The following is a 12,805-nucleotide window of genomic DNA, read 5'->3' as shown; positions in this document are numbered from 1 at the left end:
CGGTGTGGTTCGGCGGGGAACGCTCGAAGCGGTGGTCAGCTGAGACGCGGACGCAAGTTCAGCGCCTGCTGGACGAAGGCTCGCGCATCGTGGGGACTGTCGTTGAGTTTCCGCAGTTGCGCGGCAGTGACGTCATCGGGCCGCGCGGCGCGCACGCCGCGAGCCGTCAGATCGACGAGGGCGCGCTCAGCTGAGGAACCCGCGCACCACACGATCGGCGCACCGGCGTACGCAGCGACGTCGAGGGCCGCCGCGTAAGGCAGTCCGAACAGGGCCACCGCCGTCAGCTCACGCGCCAGCGCAACGGCGATCAGTTCACTGATCGCGTCGTCGAGGACGATGACGCCGGCCGGAGAGTCATGCTCGGCGTAGGCGCGTGCCGGCCATTCTTCGCGGGTGATCGCGTAGGAGTCGTGATCGCGCCAGGCGTTGGCGCCCGACGGGCCGTCGGCGAGCCACAACATGCGGCGGACGGTGCGTTCGCGTCTGAAACCGAGCGACCGCAGGACGCCCGCCGACGTCGCGTTGGCCGTGCGCACGTTCGCCTCGACGCGGTGCAGGCCCATGCCCGACGGGGTGGGGCGCAGAGCGATGTCGACGACGAGCGCGAGACCTTCGCGGAACAGCCCCCGCCCGACGTACGGGTCGAATGCGTTGTACCCCATCGTCGCGCTCATGAACCGCCCCTGCACGACGTTCGACACGTTGACGCAGCCGACGAGACCGGCCGTGTCGTGCGGGGCGCGCACGTCGTCATGGGCGCGGATGAGGAAGGTGCGGTGCTTCTCGGATTGCGCCGCGAGGTGGTGGACGAGATCGCCCGGATTGACGGGGTTCCATGAGCCGATGCGTGCCGCGGAGCGCGTCATCGCGCGTCGGTAGGGCTCGATGTCGGCTCGCCGGGCAACGCTGACGCTGACACGTTCGCCGTCGGCGTGGAGGAATTCGGCGCTGCTCATGCGTTCGGCCTCATTCGACGATGCGTCCGCGCAGGACGACGTGGCGCGGCGCGGCGAGGACGCGCACGTCGTCGCGCGGGTCAGCGTCGAGCATCACGATGTCGGCCGGCGCACCCTCCGTCAGGCGTTCGTGGCCGAGCCATTCGCGCGCGCCCCACGTCGCCGTCGCGAGTGCTTCGCTGTTGCTCATCCCGGCGTTCGTCATCTCGGCGACCTCGCTCGCGATGAGGCCGTGCGGCAGTTGACCGCCCGCGTCGGTGCCGGCGTAGATGCGGATGCCGGCGTCGCGGGCCGCGCCGATCGTGGTGTACCGGCGGGCGTGCAGGTCGCGCATGTGCGCCGCGTAGGCGGGAAACTTGGCCTCGCCGGCAGCGGCGAACGTCGGGAAGTTGTCGAGGTTGACGAGGGTCGGGACGATCGCGATGTCGCGCTCGGCGAACAGTGCGATGGATTCCTCGGTGAGGCCGCTCGCGTGCTCGATGCAGTCGACGCCGGCGTCCGCGAAGTCGAACAATGACTGCTCGCCGAAGCAGTGCGCGGTGACGCGCGCGCCCTCGGCGTGGGCGGCGTCGATGGCGGGTTTCAGTGCCTCTGCGGGCCAGCACGGGGTGAGGTCGCCGGCGTCGCGATCGATCCAGTCGCCGACGAGCTTGACCCAGCCGTCACCGCGGCGCGCCTCCTGGCGCACGTACGCGACGAGATCTTCGGGCTCGATCTCGTGGGCGTAGTTACGGATGTAGCGCTTGGTGCGGGCGATGTGGCGGCCGGCGCGGACGATGCGGGGCAGGTCGTCACGTTCGTCGATCCAGTGCGTGTCGACGGGTGAGCCGCAGTCGCGCAGCAGGAGCGCGCCGGCCGCGCGGTCGGCGAGGGCATGCTCTTCGGCGCGTTCGGGCGGCACTCCCCCATGCGACTCGAGCCCGACGTGGCAGTGCGCGTCGACGAGCCCCGGCAGGAACCAGCCGTCGAGCTCGACGGCGTCGTCGAGGTTCGTCTCGGGACGCGCGTAGGTGATGCGTCCGTCGACGACCCAGGCCTCCCCCACCTCATCGTCAGGCCCGGCCAGGATGCAGCCGGTGAGGTGAAGCACATCGTCATTCATGAACCGACACTATCGCGCGACGTCGGCGCTGATCGCCCGAGAGGTCGTGCATGTTCGCGATACCGGTCGCACGAACCTGCACAACTCCTCCGGGCCGAAGGACGACCGACGCGGTTAGTCCTTGTCCGCCCCCGGGCCGAGGAACTTCTCGAAGCCCTTCGGCAGCTTCATGTTCGAGTAGTCGGGCTCGTCGTTCATCTGGCCGAAGGCGTTCTCCATCGCGGCCGCACGCGCCGCTTCGGCCTTGGCCGCTGCGGCCGCCTCTTCCTGCGCACGCTTGGCGGGGTTGCCGCTCTTGCCCTTCTTCTTCGGCTGGCTCTTCGCCTTCTTGCCACCGCCGCCACCAGGCATCGCACCCATGCCCGGCATGCCCGGCATGCCGCCGCCACGCTTCAGCTGACGCATCATCTTCTGCGCCTCGCCGAAACGCTGCAGCAACTGGTTGACCTCGGAGACCGAGACGCCCGAACCTCGCGCGATGCGCGCGCGTCGCGAACCGTTGATCTGCTTGGGGTGCGTGCGTTCGAACGGCGTCATCGAGCGGACGATGGCCTCGACACGGTCGAACTCGCGCTCGTCGAGCGAGTTGAGCTGGTCACGCATCTGGCCCATGCCCGGCATCATGCCGAGCAGGCCCTTGATGTTGCCCATCTTCTTGATGGCCGACATCTGCTGGAGGAAGTCGTCGAACGTGAAATCCTCCTCGTCCATGAACTTGCGCGCCATCTCGGCGGCCTGGCGCTTGTCGAACGCGCGCTCCGCCTGCTCGATGAGCGTCAGCACGTCACCCATGTCGAGGATGCGGCTCGCCATGCGATCGGGGTGGAAGACCTCGATGTCCTTCACGCCCTCGCCCGTCGAGGCGAACATGATCGGGCGACCCGTCACCGAGGCCACCGAGAGGGCGGCACCACCGCGGGCGTCACCGTCGAGCTTCGACAGGACGACACCCGTGAAGTCGACGCCGTCCTGGAACGCGATCGCCGTCTCGATGGCGGCCTGACCGATCATCGCGTCGATGACGAACAGCACCTCGTTCGGCTGGATCGCCTCACGGATGTCGGCGGCCTGCTGCATGAGGTTCTCGTCGACAGCGAGACGACCCGCGGTGTCGACGATGACGACGTCGTACTGGCGTACCTTCGCCTGTGCGACACCGGCCTGGGCAACCCAGACGGGGTCGCCGTGGCTGCGTGTGCCCTCGCCCGTCTCCGAGACCGCGTCGTGGCCACCCTCGTTGCCACGCTCGGGCGCAAACACCGGCACGCCCGCACGCTCACCGACGACCTCGAGCTGACGCACGGCGTTCGGACGCTGCAGGTCGGCGGCGACGAGCACCGGGAAGTGACCCTCGTCGCGCAGCCGACGCGCGAGCTTGCCCGCGAACGTCGTCTTACCGGAACCCTGCAGACCGGCGAGCATGATGACGGTCGGGCCCGTCTTCGCGTACTGGATCGACCGCGTCTGGCCGCCGAGGATCGCGACGAGCTCCTCGTTGACGATCTTGACGACCTGCTGGCCGGGGTTCAGCGCCTGGCTGACCTCCGCACCGAGCGCACGCTCACGCACCCCCCGCGTGAACTGCTTGACGACGGGCAGCGCGACGTCGGCATCGAGCAACGCCATCCGGATGTCACGGATGGTCGCGTTGATGTCTGACTCGGTGAGACGCCCCTTGCCCTTGAGGTTGGCGAAGGTCGCTGTCAGGCGGTCTGAGAGGCTATTGAACACCGGCCCAGATTACCCGCTCCCATGCGGCCCCGTCAGATCGACCGTGCAGTGGCGCCGATGCCGAGCCCGTCGCGTCGGCGTTCGTCGATGTCGACGCTCGGTCTCGGCGGGAATGCCCTCGAGGAACGACGCATCGTGGCGACTGTCCCCATCTGCGATGCTCGTCCACATGGGCGTAGATGCAGATGTAGACGAAAATCGCAGAGGGGGACGGGATTCGCGGATGGGGATGCAGATCGTCGATGGGGACGGGTGCCGGAGTTCCTCGAGGTAGCGGTTCGAGCGAAGAGATGCGTCAGCCGGCGGTGCCGACGGCGTCGAGCACGGCGCCGATGACGCGCGCCGCGTGCGGTGGCGCCAGCGGCGAGCCCTGCTCGTCCGTGACGTAGAAGGTGTCGGCGCTGCGTCCCGCATATGTCGCGATGTGCGCGGAGCGCACGGAGACCCGCTCGGCGGCGAATGCCGACCCCACGTCGAACAACAATCCGAGACGGTCGGCGGCGCGCACCTCGATGACGGTCGCGTGCTGCGATGCACCCGGGACGACGAACGCGGACGCCCGCGGCATCGTCGCGCGTGACGGCCCCGCGGCGGCGCGACGGCGCGCGTCCGCCTCGAGGGCACGCAGCGGCAGGCGCTCGCCCTCGCGCAACGTTCGCAGCGACCGCGCCAGGTCGCTCGTGCGCGGCACGTCGCCGTGCGGCACCTCGACGACCCACGTGTCGACGGCGAGGCCGTCGATCGTCCGCAGGTTCGCCGACCGCACGGACGTGCGTCGCAGCCCGAGCACGCCCGCCATGTCGGCGAAGAGGCCGAGCCGGTCGACGTCGACGATGCGGACGGTCACAACGCCGCTCACGCCCTCCAGCGGCTCGATCTCGACGACCACCTCCCCCGCCGCGACGCGTCCCCGCTCGTCCGCGCTCACGATGCCCGACGGGCTGCCAGCGTCGACCTGCGCCTGCACCCCGTCGCCTTCCGCGACCGAATCGGTCTCGCCCAGGGCCTGGGCTGACGCCGCGGGGGCGCGACTTGAGGGTCGAGAGACCGCAGGAAGAGAAACGGCGCGTCCGGTCGCCACGTCCTCGGACGGCCGCTGCTCGGCCGTCGCCCCGGGCGATGACCTGTCGGGGGACGAGGCACCCTCGAAGGTCGCGGCAGGTGCGGGCACGCCTGCGACCGTCTCCCCCGACGCGAAACGCCTGCGTGCTCGCGCGGCGAGGTCGCGCACGAGGCCGGCGCGCCACGTCGTCCATGCCTGTGGTCCCGCTGCTCGCGCGTCGGCCTCCGTCAGCGCGTCGAGCAGGTCGAGGCCTTCGGCGCTGCCGGCCGCCTCGCAGAGCATCCTGACGGTCGCAGGGTCGTCGGGGTCGCGTTTCGTCGCCAGATCGACGAGCGTGAGGTGTTCGCGCACGAGACGTTCGACGAGGTCGCAGTCGGCGCGATCGAAGCCCATGCGCTGGCAGATCGCGCGCGTGACGGGTGCGCCCTCCGCGCTGTGGTCACGCGCGCCTGCGACCTTGCCGATGTCGTGCAGCAGCGCGGCGACGAGGAGCAGGTCGGGCCGTGCCACGTGCTCGCGCAGGCCCGCCGCGATGACGACGGCCTCGATGCTGTGTCGGTCGACGGTGAACTGGTGGATCGCGTTTCGTTGCGGGCGCGAACGCACCGTCGACCACTCGGGCAGCCAGACGTCGACGATGCCGCTCAGATCGAGGCCCTCCCACACGTCGACGATGCCGGGCCCGCTCGCGAGGAACCCCACGAAACCCTCCCGGATCTCTCGCGGCCACGGGGCGGGCAGCGGCCCGCAGCTCGCGACGAGGTTCGCGAGGGTCGTCGGCCCGATGAGCGCACCCCGCGAGGCCGCCGCAGCGGCGGCGCGCAGCAACGTCAGGTGCCCGCCGTCGCGGCGCCCCGCGCCGAGGACGACCTCGCCGTCGTGCAGGTGCAACCCGTGCCCGAGCGACGTCAGCGACGGTCGGCGCGGCCCGACGCGCAACGCCCGGGCTCGCTGCGACTGGCCGGCCGCGCGCACGGCCGCGTCCGTCACGTACGTGATCGTGCGCGCCGCGTCGACGACGCGCGTCAGCAACTCGTCGCTGTCGGAGCACCCGAGCAGCGCCGCGACGGCGTCCTGATCCTGCAGGCTGAGCCGCTCCCGACCCCGCCCGGTGACGACGTGCAACGCGTCGCGCACGTCGAGCAATTGCGCTCGGGCGCGTTCTGCGCTGGCGCGGTGAGGGTCGGCGAGCCACGCCGTCGTCAGCGCGCCGACGAGGCTGAGGTCGCGCAGGCCTCCCCCGGATTCCTTGAGGTCCGGATCGAGCGTCGTCGCGATGTCACCGAAACGCGCGTGCCGCGCCCGCAACGACTCGACGACCTCCGGCAGCCGCTTGCGCGCGGCACCGCGCCAGTCGGCGGCGATCGCCTGGCGTACCCCGGCGACGAGGACGTCGTCACCGGCCACGGACGCGATGTCGAGCATGCCGACCGCAGCGGCGAGGTCTGACGACGCGGCCTGGCGGCACTGCGCCAGCGTGCGCACGGAGTGGTCGAAGCGCACCCCTGCATCCCACAACGGGTACCACAGGGCGTCCGCGAGCTCGGTGATGCGTTTCGAGCCGACGCTGCGCCCGTCGTGCAGGAGGACGAGGTCGTAATCGCTCAACGGCCCCGCATCGCCCCGGGCCTGCGAGCCGACGACGGCGAGCGCCACACCGCTCTGACACTCGGGCAGCCCCGTCGCCGCACACGCATCGCGCCAGGCCTGTGCCATGAAGGCATGGGCCGACGCCGCGAGCCGCTCCCGACGTGCGGGGCCCGCGCCGGGTTGCTCGAACTCGCGCGTGCGCGCGAGGTCGAGACGTGCGGCGTAGTGGGCGGACACGGCGCTCATGGCTGCATCGTCCTCTCTCGGAGGGCTGGGCGGGGGTTCTGCGCCGTCGATGGCTGGGGTTGTGCGTCTACGGCGACTACGACGGCTTGGCGCGCGGCGCGGTGCGCCTCACGACGCGGGACGGACGCCGACGAACGCCGGGCCGGCGATCCTTGCGCGGCGACGGCGTTCGTCAGGGTCTCGACCGAACCGGGGCGGCCGACCGTCACCGTCGGCACTCGGGCCACGAGGACTCGTGCGCCACGTCGTCGAGGCTCACGTCGTCGAGGCTCACGTCCCCGGGGCGCTCAGACCGCGGCAGCGCCGGTCTCGCCGGTGCGTACGCGCACGATGTCGTCGACGGGAACGGTCCACACCTTGCCGTCGCCGATGCGTCCCGTCTGCGCGGCACGCACGACGGCGTCGACGACGGCGGGCGCGTCGGCGTCGTCGATGACGACCTCGATGCGCAGCTTCGGCACGAAGTCGACGCTGTATTCGGCGCCGCGGTACACCTCGCTGTGGCCGCGCTGGCGGCCGTAGCCGCTGACCTCGCTCACCGTCATCCCGGCGATGCCAAAGGCCTCGAGGGCTTCCTTGACGTCGTCGAGCTTGAACGGCTTGATGATGGCGGTGACGAGTTTCATGCCTGCACTCCTCGCGGGTCGTTGTGTTCTGCGCCGGTGGTGCTGCCACCGAGGGGGCCGTGGCCGGACGGCAGCAGGCCGTGGCCGACGCGGGTACCGGAGGCGAACCCACCGAAATCGTAGGCGGATTCGGCGTGCTCGGCGGAGTCGATGCCCGCGAGCTCGTCGTCGTGGTCGATGCGCCAGCCCATCGTCGCCTTGAGGGCGAGACCGATGACGGCGGTGAGCACGCCCGTGAACGCGACGCAACCGAGCGCGATGACGATCTGCACGACCGTCTGCTCGTAGCCCTTGCCGTAAAGCAGGCCGTTCGTCGTCGACAGCAGGCCGGCGCCGATCGTGCCCCACAGGCCGGAGACGAGGTGGACGCCGACGACGTCGAGCGAGTCGTCCAGGTTGAACTTGAACTTCAGGCTGACGGCCAGGGCGCTGAGGATGCCGGCGACCGCGCCGAGAATGAGCGAGCCGACGGGGCTGAGCGCACCACAGGCGGGGGTGATCGCGACGAGACCGGCGACGACGCCGGAGGCGGCACCGATGGACGTCGCCTCACCGTCCTTGATCTTCTCGACGGCGAGCCAACCGATCATCGCCGCACACGTCGCGGCGGCCGTGTTGACCCACACGAGGGCGGCCGAACCGTCTGCGGCGAGCTCGGAACCCGCGTTGAACCCGAACCAGCCGAACCAGAGCAGACCGGCGCCGAGCATGGTCAGCGGCACGTTGTGGGGGCGCATGGGCACGCGGCCGAAACCGGCGCGGCGCCCGACGATGAGAGCGAGGACGAGGCCCGCCATGCCCGCGTTGATGTGGACGACGGTGCCGCCCGCGAAGTCGATCGGTGCGAACGTGGCCTTGCCGTCGGCCGAACCGAACATCGTCGCGGCGACTCCCTGGTCGGTGCCGCCGAGGAACCCGCCGCCCCACACCATGTGCGCGATCGGGAAGTACACGATCGTCGCCCAGATCGCGGAGAAGACGAGCCACGTCGAGAACTTCACACGGTCGGCGATGGCGCCGGAGATGAGCGCGACCGTCAGGCCCGCGAAGGTGAGCTGGAAGCCCACGAACGCGAGCTCGGGGATGTTTCCGTAGCCCTCGTACCCGAACGAGTTGAACACGTCGGCGACGTTGTGCAGACCGAACTTGTCACCCGGGTTCGCGATCAGCCCGGCGATGTCGTGGGTGCCGAACGACATCGAGTAGCCGTAGAGCACATAGATGATGCCGACGACGCCGAGGGCGCCGAACGACATCATCATCATGTTGAGCACCGACTTGGAGCGCGTCATCCCGCCGTAGAACAACGCCAGCGCGGGCGTCATCATGAGCACGAGCGATGCGCACACGAGGACGAATGCGGTGGCCGCATAGTCGAGTTTCGGGGCGGCCTCTGCCGCCAGAAGGTGTGCGTTCATGCTCAGTGATCCTGCCCTCGCCACGTTTCAGCATGCGGCCCGCGATGTTTCGCCCACGTTTCGGATGCGGCGCTGACGTGAAATCGCGGTGACATCCTCAGGGTATGCACGCCATGTGAGACGTTTCGTGTCGAAGCGTGGACGCACGAGCGCCCACCGGCCGTGACGACGGGGTGGGCGCTGCGTGGCTCGAGACCGGCCTGCTCAGTCGAGCACGGCGTTGACGTAGGCCTCCGGGTCGAACGGCGCGAGGTCGTCGGGGCCCTCGCCGAGCCCGACGAGCTTGACGGGCACGCCGAGCTCACGTTGGACGTTGACGACGATGCCGCCCTTGGCGGTGCCGTCGAGCTTCGTCAGTACGACACCCGTGACGTCGACCGCCTGGCCGAACACCTCGGCCTGACGCATGCCGTTCTGGCCGGTCGTCGCGTCGAGGACGAGCAGCACCTCGTCGATGGGGCTGCGCTTCTCGATGACGCGCTTCATCTTGGCGAGCTCGTCCATGAGACCGACCTTGTTGTGCAGGCGCCCCGCGGTGTCGAGCAGCACGACGTCGCACTCGTTCTCCTGACCGGCCTTGACAGCGTCGAACGCGACGGCGGCCGGGTCGGCGCCCTCCTTCTCGGAGCGAACGGTGGGCACGCCGACGCGGGCGCCCCACGTCTCGAGCTGGTCGGCCGCGGCGGCACGGAACGTGTCGGCCGCGCCGAGGATGACGTCCTTGTCCTCGGCGACGAGGACGCGCGCGAGCTTACCGACGGTCGTCGTCTTGCCCGTGCCGTTGACGCCGACGACGAGGACGACGGCGGGCCGATCGCCCACACGGCTCGCCGCGATGCGGCGATCCATGTCGGGGCCGACCTGCGCGAGCAGTTCCTCGTGCAACCAGCCGGAGACGGTTTCCTCGTCCGTGGCACCGTGCACGGCGATGCGGCGTTTGAGGTTGTCGACGATCTGCGTCGTCGCCTCGACACCCAGGTCGGCCTGCAGCAACGTGTCCTCGACGTCCTCCCACGCCTCGTCGTCGAGGCTGCCGCCGGACAGCATGGCGAGCAGGCCCTTGCCGAGCGCAGTGTTCGAGCGCGACAGTCGCTCACGCAGGCGAACCATGCGCCCACGGGCCGACTCGGGGCGCTCGAGCGCAGCCGGTTCGGGCGCGGGCGTCTCGTCGACGACGTCAGCGGGCTCGACGACCTCGGGGGCGGGCGCTTCGTCGCGTGGTGCGTCGACGACGTCGGTCGGCGCGGGCTTCGCCGGGGTGGGCGCCGCCGACTTCGACGTGTCGATGCGCACACCCGAACTCGGCGTGTACTGCGTCTTCTTCGGTGGCGTGCGCGGAATCTCGACGGATTCCTCGCGCGCCGGAACCTTCGGAGCCTTGCGCGAACGGCTGCGGACGAAGGCCACGAGGCCCATGACGGCGGCGACGAGCGCTACGGCGACGACACCAAGAATTTCCCAGAGCTGATCCACGCCGCCATCATTGCAAACGGCACCGACAACCGCCCAACGAGGCGGCGACGGCACGCGTCAGCTGGGGATCAGGAGCGGCGGATCCGACCGCCGCGCTCGCCGTCCTTGGCCGTCGCGGCGCGCGGGGCGGGGGGCGCGTGCCCGACACGAAAGAGCTTCTCGCCACGCGTGGTGAGCACCGGACGGCCCGCCCGTCGCGCCGGCAGCGCGACGATGCCGACGACGAACGCCGCCAGAACGACGGTCAGCGTCATACCGAGCACGATCCAGAACACGAATCCTCCGAGGGGTGGGTGTGACGCGCGGATGGCACGTCGGGTGGGAGCGAGCGCATGAGGCCTGCTCCGCCACGATTGTCGCCGAACCGTCCTGACGGCGCCAGTCGACGCGCCTCAGGCGGCCCTCGCGTCGCACAACGGCCAGCGGCGCCGTCAGGACGCCTCGGCCGGCTCGGGTGCGACCCGCACGTCGGCGAGACGCTGTGAGACCACCGTCGTCACGCCGTCACCGCGCATCGTCACGCCGTAGAGGGCGTCGGCGACCTCCATCGTCCGCTTCTGGTGCGTGATGACGATGAGCTGGCTCGAGTCACGAAGCTCCTCGAACAGCGTGATGAGGCGACCGAGGTTCGCGTCGTCGAGGGCCGCCTCGACCTCGTCCATGATGTAGAACGGGCTCGGGCGCGCCTTGAAGATCGACACGAGCAGCGCAACGGCGACAAGGGAACGCTCGCCGCCGGACAGCAGCGACAACCGCTTGATGCGTTTGCCCGGCGGGCGCGCTTCGACATCGAGGCCCGTCGTCAGCATGTTCTCGGGGTCGGTCAGAACGAGCCGCCCTTCACCGCCGGGGAACAGGCGGGAGAAGACACCTTCGAACTCGCGCGCCACGTCGTGGAACGCCTCGGTGAAGACCTGCTCGACGCGCGCGTCGACCTCGCTGACGATGGACAGCAGGTCCTTCTTCGAGCCGCGCAGGTCGGCGAGCTGCTCGCTGAGGAACGTGTGCCGTTCCTCCAGGGCCGCGTACTCCTCGAGGGCCAGCGGATTGACCTTGCCGAGCTGCTTGAGGTCGCGTTCGGCCGTGCGTAGCCGCTTCTCCTCCAGGGCCCGCTCGAACGGGCGGCTCGCGACGGGCTCAGTACCGCTCGGGGGGCCGCCGTCTGCGTCGTCGCCCTCGCTCCCCTGCCCTGACGGAGCGCGTCCCGACGATGCCTGGGTGTCGGCTTTCTCGCCGGCCGTCATACCGGCGCCGGCCTCGAACAGCGGCACCGGCAGATGCGGCCCGAATTCTTCGACGAGGACGTCAGGGTCGATGCCGAGTTCCTCGACCGCCCTCGTCTCCAGCGCCTCGATGCGCAGCCGCTGCTGAGCGCGCGCCATCTCGTCGCGGTGGACGGAGTCGGTGACCTCGCGCAGTTGGTCGCTGCATTCCTGCAGGCGGACGCGGGCGGTGCGCAACGCCTCGTCCCGAGTCGCCTTGCTTGCCTGCTCGGCGTCACGCGCCCGGGTCACCTCATCGCGCGCGCGATGCACCTGCTCGCGTGCCAGTTCGGCGGTCCGTTCGACGGCCTGCGCCAGGGCTGTGGCCTCCCGACGTCGGACGCGGCGCGCCTGCGCCCGTTCGCGCGCGGCGACCTCCGAGCGTGCGGCGGCCTCGAGGGATTCAGCGCGCCCAGCGATCGCGCGGACTCTTTCCTGAAGCGTGCGAAGCGTCAGACGTTGCTCGGTCTCCTGCTCGCGCGCCGTCGCGGCGAGCGTCGCCAGACGGTCTCGTTCGGCGACGGACGGTTCGCTCTCACCCGGTTCGGCCTGCGCCTCGTCGAGACGCATCTCGAGTTCCATGAGCTCTTCACGGTTCGCATCGAGCGCGACGCTCGCCTGCTCGATCGAGTCGTTGATGCGGTCACGCTCGTGGGAGGCCGCGGCGATCGCCTGATGGTGACGCGCGAGCGCCGCCATGAGTTCCTCGATGCGCGCGTCGTTCTCGGCGAGCGCCGCCGCAGCATCGTCCGCCGCGTCCTGCGCGGCCGCGAGTGGCTGCGTCAGGGCTTCCAGGGCGTTTTCCGCGTTCTGCTCGGCGTCGGCTGCGATCTCCGCGTCCCGGACGGCCTGCTCGTGCGCCGCGCGCACCTCGAGGCGGGAGCGCCCAGGGCGGCCCCCACCACGCACCGCGGTGGGTTCGTAGACGTCCCCGTCGAGGGTGACGGCCCGCGCACCGGCGTGGACGAGCGCGAGCGCGCCGTCGGCGTCGGGAACGATCGCGAGTCGGTCGACGAGGACGTCGAACGCGCTCTGCATCGTCGCCGGTACGCTCGCGACGTCGCGCACCCAGACGCCACCCTCGGGAAGGGTCGGCCAGTCGTGGGTCGTGACGTCGCGCGGCGCGTCTCCGGCGACGAGGAGAGCGACGCGGCCGCCGTCCTGCGCTCGCAGGGCGGCCAACAGAGCTGCGGCGTCGGTGTGGGAGTCGACGAGCAGGGCCTCGGCAGCCCACCCCAGAGCGAGCGAGACGCCGGCTTCGTGACCTGGCTCCACCTCGAGGCAGCTGACGACGTCGCCGAGCACGCCCGACGCTTCGGCGGGGAGGTTCTCGAG

General features: G+C 70.5%; 9 protein-coding genes. All 9 read right to left on the bottom strand.

Features of this window, described 5'->3' with window-relative positions; genetic code table 11:
• Positions 1–35 precede the first annotated feature (35 nt).
• Positions 36–959 (bottom strand): GNAT family N-acetyltransferase, encoded by a 924-nt coding sequence (locus AX669_RS03670; protein ID WP_062256683.1) that lies wholly within the window; start codon positions 957–959, stop codon positions 36–38.
• Between the two features lie 10 nt (positions 960–969).
• Complete coding sequence (locus tag AX669_RS03665) at positions 970–2,061, bottom strand: amidohydrolase family protein (RefSeq protein ID WP_062256681.1); 1,092 nt, start codon at positions 2,059–2,061, stop codon at positions 970–972.
• Positions 2,062–2,175: 114 nt separating this feature from the next.
• Complete coding sequence (gene ffh / locus AX669_RS03660; RefSeq protein ID WP_006944856.1) at positions 2,176–3,792, bottom strand: signal recognition particle protein; 1,617 nt, start codon at positions 3,790–3,792, stop codon at positions 2,176–2,178.
• 295 nt (positions 3,793–4,087) lie between these two features.
• Complete coding sequence (locus AX669_RS03655; protein ID WP_062256679.1) at positions 4,088–6,691, bottom strand: ACT domain-containing protein; 2,604 nt, start codon at positions 6,689–6,691, stop codon at positions 4,088–4,090.
• Between the two features lie 287 nt (positions 6,692–6,978).
• Positions 6,979–7,317, bottom strand: a complete 339-nt coding sequence (locus tag AX669_RS03650; RefSeq protein WP_006943278.1) for a P-II family nitrogen regulator — start codon at positions 7,315–7,317, stop codon at positions 6,979–6,981.
• A complete protein-coding gene (locus AX669_RS03645; protein ID WP_006943275.1) occupies positions 7,314–8,735 on the bottom strand; it encodes an ammonium transporter in 1,422 nt (473 codons plus the stop codon). The genes AX669_RS03650 and AX669_RS03645 overlap by 4 nt, the downstream gene beginning before the upstream one ends.
• 204 nt (positions 8,736–8,939) lie before the next feature.
• Positions 8,940–10,208, bottom strand: coding sequence for a signal recognition particle-docking protein FtsY (gene ftsY, locus AX669_RS03640; RefSeq protein ID WP_062256678.1), 1,269 nt, complete (start codon positions 10,206–10,208; stop codon positions 8,940–8,942).
• A 68-nt stretch (positions 10,209–10,276) separates the two neighbouring features.
• Entirely contained in the window at positions 10,277–10,462 is a 186-nt protein-coding gene (locus AX669_RS03635) for a hypothetical protein (RefSeq protein WP_156444915.1), read from the bottom strand.
• Positions 10,463–10,639: 177 nt separating this feature from the next.
• The coding region (locus AX669_RS03630) for an AAA family ATPase (protein ID WP_156444914.1) at positions 10,640–12,805 on the bottom strand (2,166 nt) is incomplete at its 5' end.

Origin of the sequence: Dermacoccus sp. CCH2-D9 (assembly GCF_001556795.1) — a bacterium.
GTDB classification, from domain to species: Bacteria; Actinomycetota; Actinomycetes; order Actinomycetales; family Dermatophilaceae; genus Dermacoccus; species Dermacoccus nishinomiyaensis.
Note: the sequence above shows the minus strand (reverse complement) of the source record. Positions and strands in the feature narration are given on the sequence as shown.

Bases quoted from the DNA above. Each gene is read 5' to 3' on its own strand.
- AX669_RS03670 (WP_062256683.1), bottom strand. From the start codon at position 959: ATGAGCAGCGCCGAATTCCTCCACGCCGACGGCGAACGTGTCAGCGTC.
- AX669_RS03665 (WP_062256681.1), bottom strand. From the start codon at position 2,061: ATGAATGACGATGTGCTTCACCTCACCGGCTGCATCCTGGCCGGGCCT.
- AX669_RS03655 (WP_062256679.1), bottom strand. From the start codon at position 6,691: ATGAGCGCCGTGTCCGCCCACTACGCCGCACGTCTCGACCTCGCGCGC.
- AX669_RS03650 (WP_006943278.1), bottom strand. From the start codon at position 7,317: ATGAAACTCGTCACCGCCATCATCAAGCCGTTCAAGCTCGACGACGTC.
- AX669_RS03645 (WP_006943275.1), bottom strand. From the start codon at position 8,735: ATGAACGCACACCTTCTGGCGGCAGAGGCCGCCCCGAAACTCGACTAT.
- AX669_RS03635 (WP_156444915.1), bottom strand. From the start codon at position 10,462: ATGACGCTGACCGTCGTTCTGGCGGCGTTCGTCGTCGGCATCGTCGCG.